This is a genomic window from Pseudomonas sp. ICBG1301 (assembly GCF_016918385.1).
Classification (GTDB): Bacteria; Pseudomonadota; Gammaproteobacteria; order Pseudomonadales; family Pseudomonadaceae; genus Aquipseudomonas; species Aquipseudomonas palleroniana.
Genome location: NZ_JAEKGB010000004.1, coordinates 448,016 through 473,608, shown reverse-complemented (window position 1 = coordinate 473,608; position 25,593 = coordinate 448,016). Strand labels below are relative to the sequence as shown.

Annotated in this window: 26 protein-coding genes; 11 read left to right on the top strand and 15 right to left on the bottom strand. The window is 61.1% G+C overall.

Annotation, left to right across the window (positions count from 1 at the left end):
• The first annotated feature begins 10 nt into the window (after window positions 1-10).
• The gene (locus JBE38_RS12260; RefSeq protein ID WP_090368156.1) at window positions 11-757 is read left to right on the top strand and encodes an NRDE family protein; all 747 of its coding nucleotides are present in this window, start codon (window positions 11-13) and stop codon (window positions 755-757) included.
• A gap of 144 nt (window positions 758-901) precedes the next feature.
• Here JBE38_RS12260 and ptsP read toward each other — a convergent pair whose 3' ends face one another.
• Window positions 902-3,181: a phosphoenolpyruvate--protein phosphotransferase gene (gene ptsP / locus JBE38_RS12255; RefSeq protein ID WP_090368154.1), complete on the bottom strand. Its 2,280-nt coding sequence runs from the start codon at window positions 3,179-3,181 to the stop codon at window positions 902-904.
• A gap of 22 nt (window positions 3,182-3,203) precedes the next feature.
• A complete protein-coding gene (locus tag JBE38_RS12250) occupies window positions 3,204-3,683 on the bottom strand; it encodes an RNA pyrophosphohydrolase (protein WP_003176750.1) in 480 nt (159 codons plus the stop codon).
• A gap of 143 nt (window positions 3,684-3,826) precedes the next feature.
• Here JBE38_RS12250 and JBE38_RS12245 point away from each other — a divergent pair, with 143 nt between their 5' ends.
• On the top strand, window positions 3,827-4,483 hold the full coding sequence (locus JBE38_RS12245; protein WP_090368152.1) for a histidinol-phosphatase: 657 nt from the start codon (window positions 3,827-3,829) through the stop codon (window positions 4,481-4,483).
• A 102-nt stretch (window positions 4,484-4,585) separates the two neighbouring features.
• Here the strand turns inward: JBE38_RS12245 and JBE38_RS12240 are convergent, their stop codons facing one another.
• Both JBE38_RS12240 and ilvA read right to left on the bottom strand, forming a co-directional pair.
• Window positions 4,586-4,999, bottom strand: coding sequence for a DUF2269 family protein (locus JBE38_RS12240; protein WP_090368149.1), 414 nt, complete (start codon window positions 4,997-4,999; stop codon window positions 4,586-4,588).
• Between the two features lie 40 nt (window positions 5,000-5,039).
• Window positions 5,040-6,554 (bottom strand): threonine ammonia-lyase, biosynthetic, encoded by a 1,515-nt coding sequence (ilvA, locus tag JBE38_RS12235; RefSeq protein ID WP_090368147.1) that lies wholly within the window; start codon window positions 6,552-6,554, stop codon window positions 5,040-5,042.
• A gap of 138 nt (window positions 6,555-6,692) precedes the next feature.
• On the opposite strand from ilvA, the gene rpiA reads away from it, so the two are divergent.
• Window positions 6,693-7,364 (top strand): ribose-5-phosphate isomerase RpiA, encoded by a 672-nt coding sequence (rpiA, locus tag JBE38_RS12230; RefSeq protein WP_060753514.1) that lies wholly within the window; start codon window positions 6,693-6,695, stop codon window positions 7,362-7,364.
• A gap of 234 nt (window positions 7,365-7,598) precedes the next feature.
• Here rpiA and JBE38_RS12225 read toward each other — a convergent pair whose 3' ends face one another.
• The 4 genes from JBE38_RS12225 to JBE38_RS12210 form a co-directional block, all read right to left on the bottom strand.
• On the bottom strand, window positions 7,599-8,507 hold the full coding sequence (locus JBE38_RS12225; protein WP_090368145.1) for an SdiA-regulated domain-containing protein: 909 nt from the start codon (window positions 8,505-8,507) through the stop codon (window positions 7,599-7,601).
• 8 nt (window positions 8,508-8,515) lie between these two features.
• Entirely contained in the window at window positions 8,516-9,439 is a 924-nt protein-coding gene (locus JBE38_RS12220; protein WP_090368143.1) for an SdiA-regulated domain-containing protein, read from the bottom strand.
• Between the two features lie 189 nt (window positions 9,440-9,628).
• Window positions 9,629-10,294 carry a fumarylacetoacetate hydrolase family protein gene (locus tag JBE38_RS12215; RefSeq protein WP_090368141.1) on the bottom strand — a complete coding sequence of 222 codons (666 nt, stop codon included), beginning with the start codon at window positions 10,292-10,294 and terminating at the stop codon, window positions 9,629-9,631.
• A gap of 21 nt (window positions 10,295-10,315) precedes the next feature.
• Window positions 10,316-11,710, bottom strand: coding sequence for an FAD-binding oxidoreductase (locus tag JBE38_RS12210; RefSeq protein WP_090368139.1), 1,395 nt, complete (start codon window positions 11,708-11,710; stop codon window positions 10,316-10,318).
• Window positions 11,711-11,914: 204 nt separating this feature from the next.
• Here JBE38_RS12210 and serA point away from each other — a divergent pair, with 204 nt between their 5' ends.
• A complete protein-coding gene (serA, locus tag JBE38_RS12205; RefSeq protein ID WP_060753519.1) occupies window positions 11,915-13,144 on the top strand; it encodes a phosphoglycerate dehydrogenase in 1,230 nt (409 codons plus the stop codon).
• Between the two features lie 67 nt (window positions 13,145-13,211).
• Here the strand turns inward: serA and JBE38_RS12200 are convergent, their stop codons facing one another.
• Window positions 13,212-13,667: a DUF4399 domain-containing protein gene (locus JBE38_RS12200; protein ID WP_060753520.1), complete on the bottom strand. Its 456-nt coding sequence runs from the start codon at window positions 13,665-13,667 to the stop codon at window positions 13,212-13,214.
• 134 nt (window positions 13,668-13,801) lie between these two features.
• Here JBE38_RS12200 and JBE38_RS12195 point away from each other — a divergent pair, with 134 nt between their 5' ends.
• Window positions 13,802-14,326: a transporter substrate-binding domain-containing protein gene (locus tag JBE38_RS12195; RefSeq protein WP_060753521.1), complete on the top strand. Its 525-nt coding sequence runs from the start codon at window positions 13,802-13,804 to the stop codon at window positions 14,324-14,326.
• On the opposite strand, the gene JBE38_RS12190 is transcribed toward JBE38_RS12195, so the two are convergent.
• Together JBE38_RS12190 and JBE38_RS12185 are read right to left on the bottom strand one after the other, a co-directional pair.
• Window positions 14,262-14,759: a DUF523 domain-containing protein gene (locus JBE38_RS12190; protein WP_090368137.1), complete on the bottom strand. Its 498-nt coding sequence runs from the start codon at window positions 14,757-14,759 to the stop codon at window positions 14,262-14,264. The two genes, JBE38_RS12195 and JBE38_RS12190, sit on opposite strands and share 65 nt — an antisense overlap.
• A gap of 2 nt (window positions 14,760-14,761) precedes the next feature.
• Window positions 14,762-15,394, bottom strand: a complete 633-nt coding sequence (locus JBE38_RS12185) for a 2OG-Fe(II) oxygenase (protein WP_205344369.1) — start codon at window positions 15,392-15,394, stop codon at window positions 14,762-14,764.
• A gap of 131 nt (window positions 15,395-15,525) precedes the next feature.
• Between JBE38_RS12185 and JBE38_RS12180 the strand changes: the two genes are divergently transcribed.
• A complete protein-coding gene (locus JBE38_RS12180) occupies window positions 15,526-16,278 on the top strand; it encodes a DUF2059 domain-containing protein (RefSeq protein ID WP_090368135.1) in 753 nt (250 codons plus the stop codon).
• A gap of 43 nt (window positions 16,279-16,321) precedes the next feature.
• Here JBE38_RS12180 and JBE38_RS12175 read toward each other — a convergent pair whose 3' ends face one another.
• On the bottom strand, window positions 16,322-17,263 hold the full coding sequence (locus tag JBE38_RS12175; RefSeq protein ID WP_205344368.1) for an alpha/beta hydrolase: 942 nt from the start codon (window positions 17,261-17,263) through the stop codon (window positions 16,322-16,324).
• A gap of 98 nt (window positions 17,264-17,361) precedes the next feature.
• On the opposite strand from JBE38_RS12175, the gene JBE38_RS12170 reads away from it, so the two are divergent.
• From JBE38_RS12170 to JBE38_RS12155, 4 genes are all read left to right on the top strand, one after another.
• Window positions 17,362-17,940: a DUF6436 domain-containing protein gene (locus tag JBE38_RS12170; RefSeq protein WP_104994962.1), complete on the top strand. Its 579-nt coding sequence runs from the start codon at window positions 17,362-17,364 to the stop codon at window positions 17,938-17,940.
• A 90-nt stretch (window positions 17,941-18,030) separates the two neighbouring features.
• Window positions 18,031-18,387, top strand: coding sequence for an EamA family transporter (locus tag JBE38_RS12165; protein ID WP_060753527.1), 357 nt, complete (start codon window positions 18,031-18,033; stop codon window positions 18,385-18,387).
• Window positions 18,387-18,797: a DMT family transporter gene (locus tag JBE38_RS12160; RefSeq protein WP_090368126.1), complete on the top strand. Its 411-nt coding sequence runs from the start codon at window positions 18,387-18,389 to the stop codon at window positions 18,795-18,797. Before JBE38_RS12165 ends, JBE38_RS12160 begins: the two co-directional genes overlap by 1 nt.
• Complete coding sequence (locus tag JBE38_RS12155) at window positions 18,797-20,017, top strand: DegT/DnrJ/EryC1/StrS family aminotransferase (protein ID WP_205344367.1); 1,221 nt, start codon at window positions 18,797-18,799, stop codon at window positions 20,015-20,017. The genes JBE38_RS12160 and JBE38_RS12155 overlap by 1 nt, the downstream gene beginning before the upstream one ends.
• On the opposite strand, the gene JBE38_RS12150 is transcribed toward JBE38_RS12155, so the two are convergent.
• Window positions 19,995-20,873: a hypothetical protein gene (locus tag JBE38_RS12150; protein ID WP_161548627.1), complete on the bottom strand. Its 879-nt coding sequence runs from the start codon at window positions 20,871-20,873 to the stop codon at window positions 19,995-19,997. The genes JBE38_RS12155 and JBE38_RS12150 overlap by 23 nt on opposite strands.
• Window positions 20,870-21,976: a GNAT family N-acetyltransferase gene (locus tag JBE38_RS12145; protein ID WP_205344366.1), complete on the bottom strand. Its 1,107-nt coding sequence runs from the start codon at window positions 21,974-21,976 to the stop codon at window positions 20,870-20,872. Before JBE38_RS12145 ends, JBE38_RS12150 begins: the two co-directional genes overlap by 4 nt.
• 158 nt (window positions 21,977-22,134) lie before the next feature.
• On the opposite strand from JBE38_RS12145, the gene JBE38_RS12140 reads away from it, so the two are divergent.
• Window positions 22,135-24,489, top strand: a complete 2,355-nt coding sequence (locus JBE38_RS12140; protein ID WP_205344365.1) for a penicillin acylase family protein — start codon at window positions 22,135-22,137, stop codon at window positions 24,487-24,489.
• Window positions 24,490-24,611: 122 nt separating this feature from the next.
• On the opposite strand, the gene JBE38_RS12135 is transcribed toward JBE38_RS12140, so the two are convergent.
• Complete coding sequence (locus JBE38_RS12135) at window positions 24,612-25,514, bottom strand: AraC family transcriptional regulator (protein ID WP_205344364.1); 903 nt, start codon at window positions 25,512-25,514, stop codon at window positions 24,612-24,614.
• Window positions 25,515-25,593 lie beyond the last annotated feature (79 nt).

The window sequence follows — 25,593 nt, the reverse complement described above, 5'->3', positions numbered from 1 at the left end:
GATTTGCCTGATGTGCCTGATAGTTTTCGCCTGGCGGCCGGGCCACGCCCAACCGCTGATCGTCGCGGCCAACCGTGATGAGTTCTACGCCCGCCCCAGCCTGCCGCTGGCCCAGTGGCCGGATGCGCCCCAGGTGTATGCCGGTCGCGATCAAGAAGCGGGCGGCACCTGGTTGGGCGTGAGCGCCGACGGGCGTTTTGCCGCCCTGACCAACATCCGTGACCCGCACCAGCCGCCGGCACGCAAGTCCCGGGGAGAGCTGGTGGCGCGCTTTCTCAGCGGAACATTAGCGATTGACGACTATTTGGCCGACGTTAACGGACGATCGATTGAATATGCCGGCTTTAACCTGCTGGTGGGCACGCCCGATGAGCTGTGGCACTACAACGCCAATCACACCGCGCCTACACGGCTGGAGCCTGGGGTTTATGGGCTCTCCAATGCCGGGCTTGATACGCCATGGCCCAAATTGCTCAAGGCCAAGGCGGCGTTGCGCAAAGTACTGGAAGATCCGCAGCCGCAAGCCTTGCTGGACATATTGAGTGACCCACAAACCGCACCGTTTGCCGACTTGCCGGATACCGGCGTGGGATTGGCCACAGAGAGTTTATTGTCGAGCGTGTTCATTGCCAGCCCCAGCTATGGGACGCGGGCGAGTACGGCGCTGATCGTGAATGCCGACGGGACGCGGCGGATGGTGGAACGCAGTTTCGGCCCCCTGGGAGGCAGGTTGGGGGAAGTAGAAATCAGCCTCTGAGCAACACCACAAAACTACTGTGGGAGGGGCGATGCGACGATTCGACTTGCTCCCGATAGCGGGGGGGGTCAGTCGACATCTACTTGACTGACCCTCCGCTATCGGGAGCAAGCCCCCTCCCACATTTTTGATGTGTACCAAGCTTTAGAGAGTTTTGGCGGAGGCCGGGTTGATCATCCGCGTCAGCCCCAGGTTCTTCAGCGCCAGCTGCAGCGAGCTGTGGATAACTTGCGGGTTGTCGATGGTCATCAACTCGGCCAGCAGGTCCTTGGCCATGCTCAGTTCGACCTGGCGCAGCATCCACTTCACCTTCGGCAAGTTGGTGGCGTTCATCGACAAGCTGTCAAAGCCCATCGCCATCAACAGCACCGCCGCCGCCGGGTCGCCGGCCATTTCACCACAGATGCTCACCGGCTTGCCTTCGGCATGGGCTTCACGCACCACATGTTGCAGGGCTTGCAGCACGGCCGGGTGCAGGTAGTCGTAAAGATCGGCCACCCGTGGGTTGTTGCGGTCGACGGCCAGCAGGTATTGGGTGAGGTCGTTGGAACCCACCGACAGGAAGTCCACCTGCCGCGCCAACTCCTTGGCCTGGTACACCGCAGCCGGAATTTCGATCATCACGCCAATCGGCGGCATCGGCACGTCGGCACCTTCGTCGCGGACTTCGCCCCAGGCGCGATGGATCAGGTGCAGCGCCTCTTCCAGCTCATGGGTGCCGGAAATCATCGGCAGCAGGATGCGCAGGTTGTTCAAGCCCTCGCTGGCCTTGAGCATGGCGCGGGTCTGCACGAGGAAAATCTCAGGGTGGTCGAGCGTCACGCGAATGCCGCGCCAGCCGAGGAATGGGTTGTCTTCCTTGATCGGGAAATACGACAGTGACTTGTCGCCGCCGATATCCAGGCTGCGCATGGTCACCGGCAGCGGATGGAAGGCTTGCAGTTGCTCGCGGTAGATCGCCAGTTGCTCCTTCTCGCTCGGGAACCGCTGGTTGATCATGAACGGCACTTCGGTGCGGTACAGGCCGACCCCTTCGGCGCCACGCTGTTGCGCGCGAGCTACATCAGCCAGCAGGCCGGTGTTGACCAGCAACGGCATACGGCGCCCATCCAGGGTGACACACGGCAGTTCGCGCAATGAGTCCAGGCCCAGCGCCAGTTGTTTCTCTTCCTGCACCACTTCGGTGTACTGCTTGCGCAGCACTTCGCTGGGGTTGGTGTAGACCTCGCCGCGATGACCATCGACGATCATGTCGATGCCATCGACCTTGGAATACGGCAGGTCCACCAGGCCCATCACCGTCGGGATGCCCATGGCCCGGGCCAGGATTGCGACGTGGGAGTTGCCCGAGCCGAGTACCGAGACCAGGCCCACCAGTTTGCCCTCAGGCACTTCGCCTAGCATGGTGGCGGTCAGTTCTTCACTGATGAGGATGGTGTTGTCGGGATAAACCAGGTTATTAGTGCGATCTTCCTGCAGGTAAGCCAGCAGGCGACGACCCAGGTCGCGCACATCCGAGGCGCGCTCGCGCAGATAGGCGTCGTCCATCAGTTCAAAACGGTTGACGTGATCAGTGACCACCTGGCGCAACGCGCCCTGGGCCCACTGGCCGGTCTTGATCACGTTCTTGACTTCGCTGCCCAGGGACGCGTCGTCAAGCATCATCTGGTACACATCGAACAACGCCCGTTCTTCGGGGCGTAGCTGGGTGGCCAGCTTGGTCGACAGGTTGCGCATGTCGGCGCGCACGCCTTCCAGTGCGGTCTTGAACAGTTTGATTTCTGCGTCGATGTCATCGACGATCTTGTCCGGCACCACGTCGAGGTCGGCCGGCGGCAGCATGACCACCGCCGTCCCCACCGCCGCCCCCGGCGAGCCCGGAACACCGACGAACTTGGCTTCCTGGATGCCCTTGCCCTGGCGGCCCAGGCCGCGAATCGAACCCGTCGCCTCGGCGTGAGCAATAACCCCGGCAAGCTGTGCGCTCATGGTCACGAGGAAGGCTTCTTCACCCTCGTCGAACTGGCGGCGCTCTTTCTGCTGGATGACCAACACGCCGACGACGCGGCGGTGGTGAATGATCGGGGCGCCGAGGAACGAGGCGTAGCGCTCTTCGCCGGTTTCGGCAAAGTAGCGATAACGCGGGTGATCGGCCGCGTTTTCAAGGTTCAGGGGTTCTTCACGCGTCCCCACCAGGCCAACCAGACCTTCATTGGGCGCCATGCTGACCTTGCCAATGGAGCGCTTGTTCAAGCCCTCGGTGGCCATCAGCACAAAACGGTTGGTCTCTGGGTCCAGCAGGTAAACCGAGCAGACCTGGCTGCCCATGGCTTCCTTGACGCGCAACACAATAATCCCCAACGCCGCCTTGAGATCCTTGGCGGAGTTAACTTCCTGGACGATCTTGCGCAGCGTATTGAGCATGGCTCGGGGTCGAACTCCGTCGTCAGTCGCGCGCTAAAAGGCGCGGGGCAAGCTCTTTAAGAGCGCGACGATAAACCTCGCGCTTGAATGTCACCACCTGGCCCAACGGGTACCAATAGCTGACCCAACGCCAGCCATCGAACTCCGGTTTACCGGTCAAATCCATCCGCACCCGCTGCTCATTGGAGATCAGGCGCAAAAGAAACCATTTCTGTTTCTGGCCGATGCACAGCGGTTGGCTGTGAGTACGCACCAGGCGTTGCGGCAAACGATAGCGCAACCAGCCACGGGTGCAGGCCAGAATTTGCACATCTTCGCGCTCAAGGCCGACTTCTTCATTCAACTCACGGTACAAGGCGTCTTCAGGGGTTTCGTCGGGGTTGATCCCACCTTGAGGAAACTGCCAGGCATCTTGGTTGATTCGGCGAGCCCATAGCACCTGTCCGGCATCATTCGTAAGAATAATCCCGACATTAGGACGGAAACCATCGGGGTCGATCACGGCAACAACCTCGCAAACGCATGTCGCCGCATTGTTCCACAAAGGTTGATGAAGCGGCAACGAGGCTTCTTACCTTATGTGCACTCTTGTGAAAAGACCGTATTCTGGACGCCTTTTTACAGACTTTTCAGCGAGTAACTGCAATGCGCCTGGCTTTATTCGACTTGGACAACACCCTTCTCGGCGGTGACAGCGATCACGCGTGGGGCGATTACCTGTGCGCCCGTGGGATTCTCGACCCGGTGGCCTACAAGGCCCGCAACGACGCGTTCTACCAGGACTACCTGGCCGGCAAGCTGGACAATGCCGCCTACCTGAACTTCAGCCTGGAAATCCTCGGCCGTACCGAAATGGCCCAGTTGGAGCAGTGGCACCAAGATTTTATGCGCGACTGCATCGACCCGCTGATGCTGCCGCTGGCCGAGGAACTGCTGGCCAAACACCGCGCCGCCGGCGACAAGCTGGTGATCATCACCGCCACCAACCGTTTCGTCACCGCGCCGATTGCCGCACGCCTGGGCGTTGAAACCCTGATCGCCACCGAGTGCGAGATGGACAATGGCCGCTACACCGGGCGCAGCACCGACGTGCCGTGCTTTCGTGAAGGCAAGGTGACGCGCTTGAACCGTTGGCTGGAAGAAACCGGATATAGCCTGCAAGACAGCTACTTCTACAGCGACTCGATGAATGATTTGCCGCTGCTGGAGCAAGTAACCCATCCGGTGGCGGTGGACCCGGACCCGAATCTTCGTGCCGAGGCCGAGAAGCGCGGCTGGCCAGTAATCACACTCCGCAGCTGAGAATGCTATCGGGGGCAAGCCCCCTCCCACATTTGGACCGTGTTCACAAATCAAGGGTGGGAGGGGGCTTGCTCCCGATGCAGGCAGCTCGGTCTAAAAGCCCTAAATGGGTTTGGCGCCCATCAGCCCGGCAATCGCCACAAACCCCACCAGGCTGATCACCGCCAGCACCAGGGTGAAATTCAGGCTGCCGCCCTCGCCTTTGCGCAAACGATTAAGCCGTGCAACCAGCCAGAACCAGGCCAGCGCCGCCACGGTATAGAGGATGCTGGAGCCCAGAATCCAGGTCTGCCCCAACGGCCAGCCGATCAGGTGCACCAGCCACCAGCCGCTGAACGGCATGCTCACCAGGCAAATCCCCATCAACAGCCAGACAAACGCCCACGGGCGTTGCACGGTCACCGCCGGGCCGGCGCTGCGCTTGCGCCAGGCCAATACCGCCAACCCGAGGCCGCTGAGCAGCAGCAACACGGTAGCGGTGATGTGGATAACCTTGAGGGTGGTCAGCGTTTCCATGGTCTCGATTCCTTAAAGGCCGCTCTGTCAGCGTAGTCGCTCAACCGAGGAACAGTTGGTAGGCCGGGTTTTCGCTTTCATCCCAGTACGGATAACCGATCTCAGCCAACGCCGCAGGCACCAGGTGGCGCTCATCCGCCGGCACTTGCAGGCCGGCGACCACGCGGCCGTCGGCCGCGCCGTGGTTGCGGTAGTGGAACATCGAGATATTCCAGCGCCCGCCCAGCTTGTTGAGAAAGTTGAACAACGCTCCCGGACGCTCCGGGAACTCGAAGCGAAACACCAGCTCATCGCTGACTTTGGCGGCGTGCCCGCCGACCATGTGGCGTATGTGCAACTTGGCGAGTTCGTTTTCAGTCAGGTCCAGCACCGGGAAACCCTGCTCGGTGAGGCTGGCGATCAACGCGCTGCGCGGGTCGTTGTCCGGGTGGGTCTGCACACCGACGAAGATGTGCGCCTCGCTGCCGGAATGGTAGCGGTAGTTGAATTCGGTGATCTGGCGCTTGCCCACGGCTTCGCAGAACGCCTTGAAGCTGCCCGGTTGCTCGGGAATGGTCACGGCGATGATGGCTTCGCGGCCTTCACCCAGTTCGGCGCGCTCGGCCACATGGCGCAGGCGGTCGAAGTTGACGTTGGCGCCGGAGTCGATGGCCACCAGGGTCTGCCCGCTGACACCTCGGGTTTCCACATATTTCTTGATACCCGCCACACCCAAGGCACCCGCCGGCTCGGTAATGGAGCGGGTGTCGTCGTAGATATCCTTGATCGCCGCGCAGATTTCATCGGTGCTGACGGTGATCACTTCATCCACATAGTCTTTGCAGATATCGAAGGTGTGCTGGCCAATCTGCGCCACCGCCACGCCATCGGCAAAGATGCCGACGGTTGGCAGCACCACGCGCTCCCCTGCGGCCATGGCCGCCTGCAGGCAGTTGGAGTCGTCCGGCTCGACGCCGATGATCTTGATTTCGGGGCGCAGGTATTTCACGTACGCCGCGATACCCGCGATCAACCCGCCGCCGCCCACCGGGACGAAAATCGCATCCAACGGCCCCGGGTGCTGGCGCAGGATCTCCATCGCCACAGTGCCCTGCCCGGCAATGGTGTGGGGATCATCATAGGGGTGAATGTAGACGTAGCCTTTTTCGTCGACCAGCTTGAGCGAATAAGCCAGGGCTTCCGGGAAGGAGTCACCATGCAGCACCACCTTGCCGCCACGGGAGCGCACGCCTTCGACCTTGATCTCCGGGGTGGTCTTGGGCATCACGATGGTGGCCTTGACCCCCAATACCTTGGCCGCCAGCGCCAGGCCCTGGGCGTGGTTGCCGGCAGACGCGGTGACTACGCCACGCGCACGTTCCTCGGCCGATAGCTGGGTCAGCTTGTTGTAGGCGCCGCGAATCTTGAACGAGAACACCGGCTGCAAGTCTTCACGCTTGAGCCAGACCTTGTTGCCCAACCGCTCGGAGAGCTGGCGGGCGGTCTGCAAGGGGGTTTCTACGGCAACGTCGTAAACGCGCGAGGTGAGAATTTTTTTGACGTAGTGTTCAAGCATCGGCGGGTATCTACTTCGCGAATTGGGCAGGGTCAAGGAGTCTAACCCAGCGTTTGGCCGGGCGACCACACGAATACCGAGGTTTTGTTGGGTTATACTCGCGCCCCTCGATAACTCCCCGCCCGTTCCGGAGCCCGCATGACCCAGGATCAACTCAAACAGGCAGTGGCCCAGGCCGCCGTCGATTTAATCCTTCCTAAACTCGACGATAAAAGCATCGTCGGTGTCGGCACCGGCTCCACTGCCAACTGCTTCATCGACGCGCTGGCCCTGCACAAGGGCGCGTTCGACGGCGCCGTCGCCAGCTCCGAAGCCACCGCCGCACGCCTCAAGGGCCATGGCATTCCGGTATACGAGCTCAACACCGTGAGCGACCTGGAGTTTTATGTCGACGGCGCCGATGAAAGCGACGCACACCTGAACCTGATCAAGGGCGGCGGCGCAGCCCTGACCCGCGAGAAGATCGTAGCGGCCGTGGCCAAGACCTTTATCTGCATCGCCGACGCCAGCAAGCTGGTGCCGGTACTCGGCGCGTTCCCGCTGCCGGTTGAAGTGATTCCGATGGCGCGCAGCCACGTGGCTCGCGAACTGGTGAAGCTGGGCGGCGACCCGGTGTACCGTGAAGGTGTGTTGACCGACAACGGCAATATCATCCTCGACGTGTTCAACCTGCAGATCACCAACCCGGTGGAGCTTGAGACTCAGATCAACGCCATCGTCGGCGTAGTCACCAACGGCCTGTTCGCTGCGCGCCCGGCGGACGTGCTGCTGCTGGGCACTGCCGAAGGCGTCCAGACCCTCAAGGCCTGACAACACCGCAACTCCAATGTGGGAGGGGGCAAGCCCTAATGCCAGTCAGTTAAGGCTTAACGCTGTCACTGTGGGAGGGGGCTTGCTCCCGATAGCGGTGGGTCAGTCGATAAACTGCTGACTGGCACACCCTCATCGGGAGCAAGCCCCCTCCCACAAGTTATTCATCGTCCGTTCTATCGCTTAACTGACTGGCATTAGGGCTTGCCCCCCTCCCACATGGAGTGTCAGAAGTTAGGTTTTTTTGAACACGTAGAACAGGTTCGGCTCGCTGACCAGGTACAACGTACCCGTGTCATCCATGGCGATCCCTTCGGCCTGCGGTACCCGCTTTGTCAGGCCATGGCGCCCGCTGAGCAATGACAGACTGCTCAGCGGGCGACCGTCGATATCCAGCTCCAACACCAGGAACGACTCATCCGACAGCGCCAGCAGATGGCCGCTGCGCTCGTCGTATTGCAGGCTCGACAGGTCGCGCACAAACATTCCCGCATCGCGCTTGGGGTTGTTGATCACGTGTACCGAGTAGGTTTTTTCCGGTTGAAAATGGGGAAAACCGCGCACCTCGTAGATCAGCATCGGGTCGCGCTCTTTGGCCACGAACAGGCGCTTGCCCACCGAATCGTAGGCCAGCCCTTCAAACCCTTTGTTACTGCCGCTGTGCACGCCCAACGTCATCTGCTCCGCATCGGCGGCGTCGAGAAACTGGGTGTCGTCGTTCACATGTACTTTGATCAGCCGCTGTTGGCGCTCATCGCTGATCACGTAGATGTTGTCGCTGATGAACTCCACCGCCTCGGCATCGCCAAATCCGATCAGCGGGATACGCCGCACAATCACGCCGTCCAGGGACAGTTCGATCAACTCGGGGTTTTTATTGGTCACCGTGAACAGGCTTTTACGCACCGGATCATAGGTGAGCGCCGAGACATCATCATCGAGCCCTTCGATGACCTTGGCCTCGAGGGTGACGCGGTAATCGGCCAGGCCAATGGAGCGCTCGTCAGCCGGATGACGCCACGTCTGGAGGTTGAACCAGGCCCGCTCGAACAAGCGAAAGTGCTGCGCGACCAGCCCGGTACAAACCAGGCCGGCCAGCAAGAGCAAGAACAACGCGGGTCTGGGACGGGCAATTCGACGCATCAGGGAGTCTATTTCTGCTTTTCGAAGCGATAGAACAGGTTCGGCTCACTGACGATATACACCGTACCGTCCTCATCCATCGTGACACCTTCCGCACGCGGGATGGTGTGCTTGAGGCCGTTGAAGCCACCGAGCAGGGTCATGAAGCTGACTTGCTTGCCCTTTTCATCCAACTCCAGGAGCAGGTGGGAGTCCGCCGACAGCACCAGCATGTGGCCGGTACGCGGGTCAATCGCCAGGGCGGACAGGTTGCGCATGTCCAACTCGGTGCTGGCAAGCTTTTGCTTGTCGCCCGTCAAGGTGTTGCCATCGGATTTCCAGGTAAACAGCGCCGGTGGGCGCTCTTCGCCGAGTACGATCTGTTGGTTACGCTTGTCCCAAGTTACACCCTCAAAGGCTTTGTTCTGATCCTTGGACGGCCCCAGGTCATAGCTGGTGAAATCTGCTTTGTTCAGCTGGGTGGTGGCGGCATCCACCTTGACGACGGTGAGGCTGTGGTCGCGTTCGTCAACCACCGCCATCAGGCCATTTTCCATCACCGTCACGCCTTCCGGGTTGCTCCAGCCATTGAGCGGCATCTTGCGCAGCACATCGCCCTGCAGGCTTAACTCGACGAGGAAGGCGTTCTTGCCCATGACCGAGAACAGGGTTTTGGTCTGCGGATTGTAGGAGACATCCGAAGCCTCATCCTTTTCCATGCCGGGCAGCAACTTGGCGTCAATCACCGCACGGTAGTCAGGCAGCCATACGCTGGCCTGACGCTCGAACGGCGTCTGGAAGCGTTCGGCAACCCACAACACGCCCCGATCATCCCAATGCATCGCCCAGGCGACGCCATAGGTGATCGTGCCAGCCAAAAACAGCCAGGAATACCAGCGCAGGGCAAAGCGTGAGCGAAGCTTGGGTTTCGACGAGGGGAGAGACACGGCCATTGAGCGCTTTCCAGAAAGACAGCTATAGGGGATAGCACAGGATCAGAAAACCCGCGCGCAGGAAGCTACGGATTATCCGGATGGCGTGTGAAAAAAATGCAAAACCTTCACTGCAGCGGCGAGCCAGAGGCCGGATGGTGTCGCCAAGGAGCGAGCTTGCTCGCTCCTTGGCGACACTAACGCAGGCAATCAGCGAACGCTGCTTTCGAACTGGCTCACGCCCGGCAACTCCAGCACCAACTCATCACCCACGTTCAGCGGCCCCACGCCGGCCGGGGTGCCGGTGAGAATCACGTCGCCGGCCTGCAGCGAGAAACAGCCGGCCATGTGCTGGATCATCGGAATGATCGGGTTGAGCATCTGCGAACTGTTGCCGTCCTGGCGCACTTCACCGTTGATGGTCAGGCGAATACCGATATCGGTCACGTCCGGGAAGGTGCTGCCGACCACGAATGGTGCAATCACCGCCGCGCCGTCAAAGGACTTGGCGATTTCCCACGGCAGGCCCTTGGCTTTCAGCTCGGCTTGCTTGTCGCGCAGGGTCAGGTCCAGGGCCGGGGCGAAGCCGGAGATCGCGTCGAGCACTTCTTCGCGGCTGGGCTTGTTCGACAGCGGTTTGCCGATCAGCACCGCGATCTCCGCTTCGTAATGCACCGAACCGCGTTCGGTCGGAATGCTGAAACCGCCTTCCAGCGGCACCACGCAGCTGCCCGGCTTGATGAACAGCAGCGGCTCGGTCGGCACCGGGTTATCCAGCTCCTTGGCATGTTCAGCGTAGTTGCGCCCAATACACACCACTTTACCCAGCGGAAAGTGGATGTTGGTGCCATCGACATACTTGTGCTGATAGCTCATGAAACGACTCCTTCGGGGCGGTTAAACAGCGAAGATCTTGCCAGGGTTCATGATCCCGTTCGGGTCGAACACCGCCTTCACTGCTTTCATGTATTCGATCTCAACCGGCGAGCGGCTGTAAGTCAGGTAATCGCGCTTGGTCATGCCCACGCCGTGCTCGGCGGAGATCGAGCCGTTGTACTTCTGCACGGTTTCGAACACCCACTTGTTCACGGTAGCGCACTTGGCAAAGAACTCATCCTTGCTCAGGTTTTCCGGCTTGAGGATATTCAGGTGCAGGTTGCCGTCGCCGATGTGACCAAACCAGACAATCTCGAAGTCCGGATAATGTTCGCCGACGATTGCGTCAATTTCCTGCAGGAACGCCGGTACTTTGGAGACGGTGACCGAAATATCGTTCTTGTACGGCGTCCAGTGGGAAATGGTTTCGGAGATGTACTCGCGCAGTTTCCACAGGTTGTGCAGCTGGGTTTCGCTCTGGCTCATCACGCCGTCCAGCACCCAGCCCTGCTCGACGCAGTGCTCGAAGGTTTCCAGGGCGTGGTTGGCGACTTCTTCGGTCGTCGCTTCGAATTCCAGCAGCGCGTAGAACGGGCACTCGGTTTCGAACGGCGCCGGCACGTCGCCGCGCCCCAGGACTTTGGCCAGGGCCTTGTCGGAGAAGAACTCGAACGCGGTCAGGTCCAGCTTGCTCTGGAACGCATGCAATACCGGCATGATCGAGTCGAAATCGGTGGTACCCAGCACCATCGCGGTGAGGTTCTTCGGCGCACGGTCCAGGCGCATGGTGGCTTCGACCACGAAGCCCAGGGTGCCTTCAGCGCCGATGAACAGCTGACGCATGTCGTAGCCGGTGGCGTTCTTGATCAGGTCGCGGTTCAGTTCCAGCACATCACCCTTGCCGGTGACCACTTTCATGCCGGCAACCCAGTTGCGGGTCATGCCGTAGCGAATTACCTTGATCCCGCCGGCATTGGTGCCGATATTGCCGCCAATCTGGCTGGAACCGGACGAAGCGAAGTCCACCGGATAGTACAGGCCCTGTTCTTCGGCAGCGTTCTGCAACTGCTTGGTGACCACGCCCGGCTGGCACACGGCGGTACGGTCGGTGAGGTTCACGTCGAGGATCTGGTTCATATAGTCGAACGACACCACCACTTCGCCATTTGCCGCTACCGCTGCCGCCGACAGGCCGGTACGACCGCCGGACGGCACCAGCGCCACCTTGTGCGTGTTGGCCCAGCGGACGATGGCTTGCACCTGCTCGATGGTCTTGGGGAAGACGATGGCGGTAGGCGCAGGGGCGAAGTGCTTGGTCCAATCCTTGCCGTAAGCCTCCAGGGAGTCTGCATCGGTCAGCACTTTGCCGGGCTCAACCAGGGTCTTCAGCTCATCAATCAGGGCAGGATGGGTCATCGACAGAACTCTCGAACAATTCATGGTCATCCTGAGAACGCTTCACGTCGCAGGAATGAGTGTTAGCGGGGCGCGTATGCTAGCATACCGCCCCCGCAGGACAGAGCCCAAGGGCGTTTCTGCGGTGACGGCTTTCCTGCCGTCCGGGTCAGCTTGCGCTGCTCGACTCCCTGCCATTTTTCTCCGGGATACAGGTTTACGCAGATGAGCAAGACTTCTCTCGATAAGAGCAAGATCAAGTTCCTTCTTCTGGAAGGCGTCCACCCATCGGCTGTCGACGTTCTGAAAGCCGCCGGGTACACCAGCATTGAGTACATCACCAGTTCTCTGCCGGAAGCCCAGCTCAAGGAAAAGATCGCCGACGCGCACTTTATCGGCATTCGCTCCCGCACTCAGCTGACCGAAGAGATCTTCGATCACGCCAAGAAACTCGTGGCGGTCGGCTGTTTCTGCATCGGCACCAACCAGGTCGACCTCAACGCAGCGCGCGAGCGCGGCATCGCGGTGTTCAACGCACCGTACTCCAATACCCGTTCCGTGGCGGAACTGGTGCTGGCCGAGGCCATCCTGCTGTTGCGCGGTATTCCTGAGAAGAACGCATCCTGCCACCGTGGCGGCTGGATCAAGAGCGCGGCCAACTCCTTCGAAATCCGCGGCAAGAAGCTGGGTATCGTCGGTTACGGCTCGATCGGCACTCAGCTGTCGGTCCTGGCTGAAGGCTTGGGGATGCAGGTGTTCTTCTACGACACCCTGACCAAACTGCCGTTGGGCAATGCCACCCAAGTGGGCAGCCTGACCGAGTTGCTGGGCATGTCCGACATCGTGACCCTGCACGTTCCGGAAACCGCCGAGACCCAGTGGATGATCGGCGAGAAGGAAATCCGTGCCATCAAGAAAGGCGGCATCCTGATCAACGCCGCACGCGGCACCGTGGTCGAACTGGATGCCCTGGCTGCCGCGATCAAGGACAAGCACCTGATCGGCGCCGCCATCGATGTGTTCCCGGTAGAGCCTCGCTCCAACGATGACATCTTCGAAAGCCCGCTGCGCGGCCTGGACAACGTGATCCTGACCCCGCACATCGGTGGTTCCACCGCTGAAGCCCAAGCCAACATCGGCCTGGAAGTGTCGGAGAAGCTGGTCAAGTACAGCGACAACGGTACATCCGTATCGTCGGTGAACTTCCCGGAAGTGGCCCTGCCGGCTCACCCTGGCAAGCACCGTCTGCTGCACATCCACCAGAACATCCCTGGCGTGCTGATGGAGATCAACAAGGTCTTCGCAGAGAACGGCATCAACATCTCCGGTCAGTTCCTGCAGACCAACGAGAAGGTCGGTTACGTGGTGATCGACGTCGACGCCGAGTACTCGGACCTGGCGCAAGAGAAGTTGCAGCACATCAAGGGCACGATTCGTAGCCGCGTTCTGTTCTAAGAACCCGCGCCTACCCATAAAAATGGGAGACCCGCAGGGGTCTCCCATTTTTTTGTCTGAACAAATCTTACTTGACGTTAACCGTGATCACTTTCGAGGCTACAGTCGGGTTGAACTGCATATGCAGTTTGTCGCCGGCCACCAGTTGCAAGGTGTGCTTGCCTGGGGTGAGGGTCAATTCGGTCTCGGTCTGGGCCTTGCCGTAGTGGATCACGGTGTCGGTGGCCGGGATCGGTACGCTGGCGTCAGGCAGCTCTTTCTGGTCAACCAGCAGATGGTGGTGGCCGGTGCCCGGGGTCTGGTCAGTGGCCGGCGCGAGCTTCAAGCCTTCCATGCCGAATTTGACGGTAAAGGTTTTATCCACAGTGGCGCCATCTTTGGGCGACACGATAAACACTTTGGCACCTTCAGGTGGCGCGCTACGCGGGATGCCATCGGCGGCGGTGGCCAACATCGAGGCACCCAGCAACAGGCTGGCAATCGTTGCACGGGCGGATGTTGCTCGGACTGATAGGGCTTTCATTCGCTTCTCCAGTTTCTGCAGGAAATCTGTTGGGTTATGACAACTTCGCGACAAATTGCTGTCCAAGGCACTCAACACAATAGCAAAGCGATGCTGGACGGTGCCTCGTACAGCTCAATTCCTTAGGAGCGACCATGCGCTTTTCGCCTGGCCTTGTACTTTTACTGCCTCTTTTGAGCCCCTTGGCTCATGCCGAACTGATCGACGATGTGTTTGATCGCGGCGAACTGCGCATCGCAGTGCAAGCCAACACCCCGCCATTCAACTTCAAGGACGACAATAAGCTAACCGGCTTTGAAGTGGAGTTGGGTGAAGAATTGGCCAAGGAACTGGACGTGCGCCCCTCCTTTATCACCACCGATGACAGCGACCTGCTACCGGGCGTTGAAACCGGCAAATATGACGTGGCCATCAACCATATCGCTATGACTGCGCAGTTGCAGGATCGGTTCGATTTCAGCGAGGCTTACCTGGAAAAGCCGGAGCTGGCGATTCCGTTTCAGAAGGGCAACCCGGCGTTCAAGACCAGCCTGGACAGGGCGCTGCAGCAGATCAAGGCCGATGGCCGCTTGAAAGCGCTCTCGCACAAATGGTTCAAGGACCAACCGCCTGCAATTGCGCCAATGCCTGAGCCGCTTCAGGCAACTCCTGCTCACTGAACACCAACACCCCATGGCGCTTGAGCAGCGCCGCCGTCACGCCCTCGCCGCTCACCTTGACGGCGCTGAAGGTGCCGTCATAGATCAGCCGGTTGCCACAGGATGGGCTGTTGGCCTTGAGGATGGCGATGCGGATACCGTGGCGCTGCGCCAATGCCAACGCCTGGCGGGCGCCCTCGACGAAGGCGCCGCTGAAGTCTTCGCCCTCGGCGGTCAGCACTCGGGCACGCCCATCCCATACATCGACGCCCTGCCCACCCGCAATCTCGGCGGGCGGCCGTGGCGTCGGCAAGCCACCCGCCACCTCCGGGCAGATCGCGACCACACGCCCCTCGGCCTGCCACTGCGTCAATAGGTCGAACGGGCCACTGGCGCCACCGTCGTAGCGCACCTTGTGCCCAAGCAGGCAACGGCTGACCAGAATCTTTTCCATGTTTAAAACGGCTCGTTGCCCCGTCGACGAAACCAGCCGGTCAAGGACAAGCGCTCACGCGTGGCGGGCAGCACTTCGTGAGGGACTTCACCCGAGAGGAACACCACCAGGCAACCGCCGGTGGGCTGCACATCGTATTCCACGCCATCCTTGAGGTACATGCGCAACTGGCCGCCATGCTCAGGCAACCAGGCGTCGTTCAAATAGACCACTGCCGACACCGTGCGCCGGTCATCATCGCGAAAACGGTCCAGATGCTTGAGATAAAACGCACCCGGCGGGTACATCGCGAAGTGGCTTTCGAAGTCTTCAAGGCCCAGGAACAGATGGCGGTTCATGGCCAGCCGCAGGCTGTCCATCAACTCCATGTAGGTCTCGCATACCGGCGCGTCGCCCTCTTCCAGCCACTGGATATGGTCACCGCGAATCCCCTCGCGGATTTCCTGGGCCGGCCCGCGCCCGACAGCGGCAGGCGCCAGCTCACCTTCGGCCGCACGTTTACGGCACTCGGCCGCCAGCTCCAGGGTCAGAGCCTGGGGCAGGAAGCCATTTTGCTGCGACCAGCCTTTTTCGGCCAGGTCGTCGACGATACGTTGCAGCAGCGGGTGATCGAGGGATATTTGCATGGCGCGCATAGTATCCATACGCCTGTGAATTCGACAGAGCCGCCGAGCGTCTGAATACACTTTAGTCAGGTGACTGATAGGACTTCTCGACAAATCCTACGCCTGACACGGACAATAGTGGCCGACTGACAGGAGTCCCTATGCGTCGTTTGTTTTTTTCCGTGCTGATGTTCTGCGTTTTGCCCGCCTGGGCAGACAGCCATGACCAGTTGTACAAGGTCGCCGGCTGGGCCGAACAACGTGCGCATTTCAATGACGCCCTCAGTGCCGCCCAACAACGCTACCGCAATAGCCTGCCGCCGGCGGTGTACCAGGCGCTGGTGGACAACAGCAACAAACGCTTTGCCGCCCAGGCCATGGACCAGCGCGCCGAAGCGCAATTGCGCCAGCACCTGGCCGACCCGAAGCCCGCTCTGGCGTTTTTTCAGTCGCCCCTGGGCCGCAAGATTGTCGACGCCGAATTGCTCGCCACCCGCCGCGACCAGCTGGCGAAAAACGCCCAGGGTTTGCCGCACATGGAAGCCGATGCAACCCGCAGCCTGATCATCGGCCACCTGGCCCAGGCCCTGCCCGCGCGCGAAGCCGGTGCAGAAGTCAGCCTGGCGATTGCCGGTGTCGCGGCTGACAGCTTGAGCCAGATGATCCCCGGCCTGCTGGGCGGCGGCCAGGCCCAGGGCATGTTGAATGGGCAGCGCGAGCGCCTGATGCGGCAGATTGGCAATGACCTGAACAACACGCTGTTGTACGTCTATCGGAACCTGTCCGACCCGGAGCTGGAAGAGTTCGCGACGTTTGCCGAGTCGCCGGAGGGTAAGGCGTATTACCAGGCTGCTCTTGCCGCCATTCGCGCAGGGCTTGCAGTCGGGCAAAGCACTTCCAGCCTGTCGCAATAACCTATGTGGGAGGGAGCAAGCCCCCTCCCACAGTTGGATTGTGCTACTTCAGATGCTCCGTGAGGAAACTGAAGTATTGCCGGCGAATCTCTGGAATTTCATTGGCCAGATGATGCCGGCCACGCGGCAGCATCAACACCTCAGGCTGATCGAACTTGCCCCGCAGCACCTGCAAGTTGTGCTGCCAGTCCACCGTCATATCCTCCTCGCCTTGCACGATCACTGGCCGCCGTGGGCTGCGCGGCGCGGCTTCGATGCGCTTGATCCAGCTCGCCAACGCGCCGACCCACGCCGTGGGCAGTTGGCGGGGTTGCAACGGGTCGGCTTCCAGGAACGGTTTGAAATCCGGGTCGTGGGTGTTCTCGCTGAACCGGCGGGCGATGCCTTTTACAAACGGGCGCAGCAGGTAATAGCTGACCTGCGACCAGCCCCAGGCGCGCGGCCGCACCAAGGGCGACAGCAGGAAGGTCTTGCCTTGGGCCGGGCTGTCGACGCCATGGTTGAGCAAGTGGTCGACCACCACTGCACCGCCGGTGCTTTGCCCGAACAGGTGCCAGGGTTGCGGCAGTTGCAGGGTTTGAGCCTGGGCGAACAGCGCCTGCACCACCGCCTGGTACACCGCAAAATCATCGATGCTGGCACGGGCGCCACTGGACAAGCCATGGCCCGGCAAATCGCAGGCGATCACCACAAACCCCTGGTCCAGCGCCCAATCGACGACGTGGCGGTACAGTCCCATATGGTCGTAGAAGCCATGGAACATGAACATCGTCGCCACCGGTTGTGCCGGCCACCACACCTGCGCCACCACTTGGAAGCCTTGCACCTCGAAGCGCCCCAGGCGACTCACCGCCGGCACTTTGCGCGCAGGCAGGTCGAGCCCGTAGAAACGCTGGTAGACCCGGGCCTCCACAGAAAGCGGCTGCGCATCCACCAGGGGCCGCAAGCTTTCGCGTAGATGATCGGGGTCAAAAGTGACGGGCATAAAGGCTTCCAGACTGAGGGTGAAGATGAATATCGACCTGCGATATTCATCTGTCAGAGCAAGCATGGCAAGCTACGCGACCTCCGAGGATAGATCCGATGCGACAGCACCTGCGCACTGCCCTGTTCGCCAGCCTGATTCTGGCCATTTGCACCGGTGTGCTGTGGACGGCCTATGACTGGTTCCAGGGCCGCTACCTGCGCGCCTTCAGCGAACACACGGCGGTGTTCTCCGGCGACACTCTGCGCCTGCCCGCCGAACTCGCGGGCCCGGGGCCGATCCGCCTGGTGCACTTCTGGGACCCGGCGTGCCCGTGCAACGTGGGTAACCAGCAGCATCTGGGCGAGCTGATCGAGCAGTACGCGCCTCAGGGCGTGGAGTTTTATGCCCTGCAAAAGGCCGGCAGCCACGGTCAACTGCCCGACAACCTGAACAGGATGAAAACGCTTGCCGCCCTGCCCGGCGCCGATCAGGTGCCGGCGACACCTGCCGTGGGTATCTGGGACCGCACGGGCAAGCTCGCGTATTTCGGCCCCTACAGTGAAGGGCTGACCTGTAATTCCAGTAACAGCTTTATCGAACCGATCTTGAAAGCCCTCGAGGCCGGGCGCGAAGTTGACGCCACCCACACCCTGGCGGTGGGCTGCTATTGCCAGTGGAGCAAGACATCAAACTGAACACAGGCTGTTCGACCGGCAAACTCCAGTCACCCCGGCGACAGGCTACTGTATCGTACGTTTTCGGCAGGATTGTAAGCATAGGAACACATGAGCCAATTAACCATTATCCTCTGGATACTCAACGTCATCGTCGATACATCCGGCCAGTTGGCGTTCAAGGCAGCGGCTTCAGCCAGCGCCGAGCATGACGGCCTGGCCCACTGGAAACACATGCTCAAGCGGCCGTGGATCTGGATTGGCGTTCTCTGCTATGTCTTCGAATTCGTGTTGTGGCTGGCGTTCCTGACATTGGTGCCGTTGTCGGTCGGCGTGATGCTGGGCTCCATCAACATTGTGGTGATCATGATTGCCGGTCGCTTCCTGTTCAAGGAAAGCCTTAGCAAATGGCGGTTGATCGGCATCATGCTGATCGCCTGTGGCGTGACCGTCGTGGGGTTTGAATAATGAAACGCTTTTATATCCTGGGTTTTCTCGCGCTGATCATTTTCGACACCTTGGCGCAGGTCAGCTTCAAGTTCGCCTCGGTGCATGCAGAACCCCTGACGATGGACACCGCCTGGCTGATACGCGTATTTGGCGCCCCATGGATCTATGGCGCCTTCGTGGGTTATATCGGCGCGTTCTTCACCTGGATGACCTTGCTCAAATACGCCCCGGTGGGCCCGGCTTTTGCGGCCTCTCACCTGGAACTGATCAGCGTCACGCTGATTTCCGTGTGGCTGTTCGATGACAGCCTGACCCTGCCGAAAATCGTCGGCGGCGCGTTGATCATTGCCGGCATTCTGTGCCTGGCACGCAGCGAAGACGAAGCCGGAAAAGTCATCGGTGCCGGTCGCTCCGAGACGCTTGCCTGATGATGCCTCGCGAGATTCCGCCCACCGCAGGGCTGCCCCTGCGCTGGCGGGACCTGCTCGGCCTCTCGGGCGACCTGGCCCCTGCCCTGGCCCGTCAACTGTCGATTCCGCTGCCGGCGCTGACGTGCTCCGGGACCGCTGCACTGGTGATCGCCCTAAGGGTTTTGCAACAGCGCATGCCGGGCCGTACCCGGCTCATCGTGCCGGCCTATACCTGCCCGCTGGTCGCCTTGGCCGCCCATTACTGCCCACCCTTGCAGGTGGTGCCCTGTGATTTGCAGCCCGACAGCATCGACCTGGACGAACAGCACCTGGCGCAGTTGTGCGACGAAACTACCCTGGCGGTGGTGGTCACCCATCTGGCCGGACGCGTGGCTGATGTCGACACCGCCAAGCGCATTGCCGGCGCCATCGGCGCAGCGGTCATCGAAGATGCCGCGCAAGCCATGGGCGCGCTGGACGATGGGCAGAGCGTCGGGCTCAAAGGCGACGTGGGCTTTTTCAGCATGGCGTTGGGTAAAGGCCTGACGACGGCAGAAGGCGGAGTATTGTTCAGCCGCGACCCGGTGTTGCATCAAGCGCTGCATCGCCAATCTCGCCAGGACCTGCCGTTCAGCCTGCGCTGGGAGTTGCAGCGCAGCGCCGAGCTGTGGGGATACGCCCTGCTTTATCGGCCGTACGGCTTGTATTACGTGTATGGCAAGGCCTTGCGCACGGCGCTGGCGCAAGGCAATGAAGTCGCCGCCGTGGGTGATGATTTTTCGGTCAACGACATTCCGCTGCATGCCCTGGGTGGCTATCGCCGCAGGGTCGGCGCGGCGGCGCTGGCTCGCTTGCCCGATCACCTGCAACAAGGCCGCACCCGCGCGTTGCGCCGTGCGGCACGCTTGAATGCCTTGCCCGGTGTCTCGGTCATCCTGGACCGGCCCGGGCAGCAAGGCACCTGGCCTTTTCTGATGGTGGTGATGCCCTCGGCACAGGCCCGGGATACGGCGATGGCGCAGCTCTGGACCGCGGGGCTGGGCGTGACGCGCCTGTTCATTCACACCTTGCCGGATTACCCCGACGTGGCCCCCTTGCTGGTGCCTGGCAGCCCGCTCCCCCAAGCCCAGGCTTTCGCCCGCCGCACCCTGTCGATCAGCAACAGCCATTGGCTGACCGACGAACACTTCGAACAGGTCCTCGCCCAGCTGAAGGTTATCGTTTCCAACCCTGATTGATGCGTGCGACCAAGCGACCATTCAACGCGTTCTGCTGTTGCTGCCAGATCTGCACCTGCGCCTCAGGCAGTTCTTCCTGGCCATCGGACGCACTCAACCAGCGCTTGAACTTGCTTTCATAGTGGTAGGCCGATACGTCACCCGTGACGTCCGCGCCAATGATCTGGCCTTGGCAGGCGTCGATCAGGTCATTCAAATGCTGCTCCAGGAACTCACCCTGGTCCCAGTTGGTGTTCACCACCTGGGGGCTCAGCACATCTTTGTCGATGGACAGATAAACCGGCAGCGAACGATCAAGCTGCGCCAGGAACGTACGCATCAACTCATCCGGATGGCCGAACGCACGATTGCTCGGTCCGGCGCCGATCCAGTTCATCCAGCGCGTATCGACGTTGACGTTCCAGTAGGTCAGCTTGCGCTTGAGCAGCGGCGACCAGTGATTTTCCCAGGCGTGGCCCAAGGCAATGTCCTGCGAACCGATACCCAGCACATGCACATGCTCGACCTGAGGCAGACGGCTGGCCCAATACACCCACGAACCGCAGTGGATGCCGAACGGGTAGCGCATGTTGTCGGGGTGGTTGTCGCAGATGATCAGTTGGTACTTCTGCTGCGCGGGCAGGCGGTTCAACAGGAGCTGGCTGAGATGGTGATAGTCGCCGCTGCCGGTAAACACGCAACCGTAATCGCTGGGCATCTGCGCGTGCAGGGCGGTTTCCAGTTCCTTGAACTGGGCCCAACGGCAGCCGAAGCGGATTTTCTCCTGCCAGGCCTGCAGCGGTAAGGTGATCGCGCCAGCAATGTCGCTGACGGCACCATCGAAATCGAGAATCAGCGGGGCTCGGTCCAGGCTCATGCGGTGTGCTCCTGGTGCCATTGGTTGTCGCTTTCAAAATGATGACGCAAACGGTTGCCCAGCTTGCGCAACAACGGGTTGCGCACCCATACCAAGTGGCGCGTGAAGGTGAAGTCGGCACCGAGGTTGGCCTTGACCTGCGGGTCGGTCCAGCCCGCCACATAAAACTTCAGCCCGTTCGCCACCGCGTACTCCAGGTTCACGAACCAGCTGACGAAGTACAGGTTGAACTCCAGCGCCTGTGGGTAATTGAGCCCGATGTACTTGTCGAGCAGCTTGTCGCCCTCCACGTAGCACAGGTTGTAGCCGATCAGTTCGTCGCAGTGCCAGTAGCAGAACACGCGCCCGTCAGTACCGGCGTCCCTGAGCAAGCCGGTGAAAAACTCCGGCGTGAGCAGGTCAAAATGGATCTCGCTCTGGTCGTACACCGCCTTGTACAAACCGTACAACTGCGTCAGCCAGGCATCATCGTTGAAGCGCTCATCGCCGGTGTCGAGGATTTCCACGCGCAACGCTTCGCGGCTGCGCAGTTTGCGTCGGATATTGCGCCGACGGCTGTGGGACAAGCGCCCAAGGTATTCGTCGATGGTGGTGAAGTTGATCGGCACATAAGCCAGTGCCTGGCCCTCGAGGCTGATGAAACCACGCCGCGTGCACTCATCGATCAAGGCTTGCGCGTAGCGGTTGTCGGCCTCGCTGAGTAGCGGGGAGTCGTGGGGCACGTCTTTGACGATGGTGAGTTTGCGCTGCGGGACGCATTCCTCTTGCAGCCACTGCGCAAGCTCCTGGGGCGATACGCCCTGGGGGAACGGCGCATATTCACTGACCGTGGTGCCCACAAAGCAGCTGTCGATACGCAACCATGAATGCCACAAGGCATAGCCTGGCCAGCCGCGCACACGCTTCACGAAGTCCTCGTCGGCAGTGGTCAACAGGTCGAATGGCGTGAAGAAGTACGGCACCCCCTGGTCAGACAGCCGGGCGTCAAAGCCTGCCGGCGGATGCTGCAAAAAGCGGCTGATCAGCGATTGCGCTTCCAGGCTGCAGGCGTAGGTCACGCCTGAATGGCTGGGAACTGGCTTGGGTTGCGTGGCGCAGGTCATGAAAAAAGGCTCAAGGACGACGGGCGCAATAGTAGCTCATCGGCAGCGCTGGCCGCTTGAACCTTGGCTGTCACAACGGCGCATCAGCATTTCCCTCAGTCGCCACCAAACCGATTAGACTCCGTTGACCTCCCAGGTGACTGACTCAAGGACCGTCCATGAAACGCAGCCTGACCGTGCTCGCCCTACTCATTGCCGCCCTCCTGGCCGGCGCCGGCTGGTATGTCTACAGCAAGCAACCCACGCGTCAGGGCACGGTCATGCTCAACCATCTGCAAGGCTCTGTCACGGTGCGTTACGACGACCGTGGCGTGCCGCACATTCGCGCCGAGAATGAGGCCGACCTGTATCGCGCCCTGGGCTATGTGCATGCCCAGGACCGCCTGTTCCAGATGGAGATCATGCGGCGCCTGGCCCGTGGCGAGCTGGCCGAGGTGCTGGGCCCCAAGCTGCTGGAAACCGACAAACTGTTCCGCAGCCTGCGTATTCGTGAACGGGCCTTGAGCTACGTGGAACACATCGACCACGACTCAAGCGCCTGGAAGGCCCTTCAAGCCTATCTGGACGGGATCAACCAATATCAGGACAGCCACGCCAGCCCCATGGAGTTCGATGTGCTGGGCATCACCAAGCGGCCCTTTACACCCGAAGACACCATCAGCGTCGCCGGGTACATGGCCTACAGTTTTGCCGTCGCGTTTCGTACCGAACCTGTGCTGACTTATGTACGCGACCAGCTGGGTAGCGATTACCTGAAAGTCTTCGACCTGGACTGGCAACCCAAGGGCGCGCTCAACCTGGCCGCCGGCGACTGGAAAAGCCTCGGCGCCCTCGCCGCTCTGAGTGACAGGGCCTTGGCCGATAACGGCCTGCCGCAGTTCGAGGGCAGCAACGCCTGGGCCATCAGCGGCAGCCGCACCCAAAGCGGCAAACCGTTGCTGGCAGGTGACCCGCATATCCGCTTCTCGGTGCCGTCGGTGTGGTACGAGGCGCAACTGTCGGCGCCGGGCTTTGAGCTGTACGGCTACCACAACGCGCTGGTGCCGGTGGCGTTCCTGGGGCACAACCTGGATTTCGGCTGGAGCCTGACCATGTTCCAGAACGATGATCTCGACCTGATCGCCGAAAAGGTCAACCCGGATAACCCCAACCAGGTCTGGTACCACGGCCAATGGACCGACCTGACCAGCAGCGAACAGCAGATTGCCGTCAAAGGCCAGGAGCCGGTCATCCTGACGCTGCGCAGCTCGCCCCACGGTCCGATCATCAATGATGTACTCGGCGAAAATGCCGGCAAGACGCCGATTGCCATGTGGTGGGCGTTCCTCGACACCGAAAACCCGATCCTCGAAGGCTTCTACGAACTCAACCGTGCCGACACCCTGGCCAAGGCCCGTGCGGCAGCCGCCAAGGTGTCGGCCCCCGGGCTGAATATCGTGTGGGCAAATGCCAAGGGCGATATCGGTTGGTGGGCCGCAGCGCAATTGCCGATCCGCCCGGCTGGGGTCAACCCGGCATTCATCCTCGACGGTAGCACCGCCCAGGCCGACAAGCTGGGTTTCTACCCGTTCAGCGCCAACCCTCAGGAAGAGAATCCGGCGCGTGGTTATGTGGTGTCGGCCAACGCCCAGCCGGCCTCACCCACCGGCATGGAAATCCCCGGCTATTACAACCTGGCCGACCGTGGGCAGCAGTTGAATACACAATTGAGCGACAACAGCGTGAAGTGGAACGTGAACAACAGCCAGGCCTTGCAGCTGGGCACCACCACCGCCTACGGCCCACGGTTGCTGGCACCGTTGCTGCCGGTGTTGCGTGACGTCGTCAAGGATCCGGCCCAGTTGAAACTGGTGGAACAGCTTGCAAACTGGAAGGGTGACTACCCGCTGGGCTCCACCAGCGCCACGCTGTTCAACCAGTTCCTGTTCAACCTCACCGACGCCACCTTCCACCCGAAGCTGGGCGACGCCCTGTTCAAGACCCTGCTCACCACCCGGATGATCGACGCCGCATTGCCCCGCCTGGCCGCTTCAGCGGATTCGCCGTGGTGGAACGGCACGCGTGCCGACACCGTCAAGCTCGCCTGGGACAATAGCCTGGCGCACCTCAAGGCCACGCTCGGCGATGACCCCGGCCAGTGGCAGTGGGGCAAAGCGCACACCTTGACCCACGGGCACCCGCTGGGCATGCAGAAGCCATTGGACAAGCTCTTCAACGTCGGCCCGTTCCCCGCCCCCGGCACCCACGAGGTACCCAACAACCAATCGGCGATGATCGGCCCCGCGCCCTGGCCGGTGACCTATGGCCCGTCGACCCGCCGCCTGATCGACTTCGCCGACCCGGCCCACGCCCTGACCATCAACCCGGTGGGGCAAAGCGGCGTGCCGTTTGATCGACACTATAGTGATCAGGCGCAAACCTACATCGAAGGTGGGTATGAACAGGCACATTTCAGTGATGAGGAAGTTACGGCCAATACCCGTGGCACCCTGAAACTATTGCCCGCCCGATAACCCGATCAATATGGGAGGGGGCTTGCTCCCGATAGCGGTGTCTCAGTTACAGATGAGCTGACTGACACACGGCTATCGGGAGCAAGCCCCCTCCCACACTTGGATCTGCGTTGTATCAGCGACTACTGTGCCCGCACCCGGGCCGGCGCTTCGCCGTAGGTTTCCTTGAATTTCTTGCTGAACGCCGCCTGGGACTGGTAGCCCACTTGCGCGGCGATATCCATCAGGCTCAGGCGCGACTGGCGCAGCAGGTTGAACGCCAGCTCCATACGCAACTGGGTCAGCAGCACCCACGGCGACACGCCAGCCACTTTCACGAACGCCCGCATAAAAGTCGCCCGCGACATGGTCGCAGCAGCGGCCAGACTGTCGATGGTCCACTCATGGCCCGGCTCGGCCAGCATCGCCTGCCCGGCTTTGCTCAGGCGTTTGTCGGCAAGCAACGCAAAAGTGCCTGCCACCGGCGCCTGGTGCGCCAGCCAGGTACGCAAGATCAGGGTGAACAGCGCTGATGACAGTGCATCGATAAACGTACGCGCCCCCAGTTGCTGGCCGTCCGCTTCGCTGCGCAGCAAAGCGATCAACGCCGCCAGTTGGCCGTCACCCTGCCACTCCCGGCTGGACACCACCAAGGACGCGGGCAACGCGCCAAATAACAATGACTGACGGTTGTAGTGAAAGCTGCCGCAGAGCATGTCCACCTCCGGTCGCTCACCCCCCAGGCGATGCACTGGGAGTAAACCGCCTTCGATCACCGTGGGCTGCATCGGCCGGATGCGCGCCCCCTGGCTGCGCAGCAAATGAGTGGCGCCGCCGGGCATCAGCAGGATATCGCCCTCTTCCAGCGTCACGTGCTGCCCACCTGACAGCTCGGCATTGCAGGTGCCACTGAGCACAATGTGGTACGGCGCTATGCCAAGACTTTCCGGGGCGTGATCCAGGGCCCAGTCGCCCTGGAACTGGCATCGCAAGTCCAGGCTGCCGCGCAGGTTGGCCAGTGCGATAAGCGTGTCGATTGAGTTCATTTGCGAGCATCGGTCAAAAAGATGAGCGGATTGGACAATAACGCCAACACTGAACGGCACACACTTGCTTCACACCCAA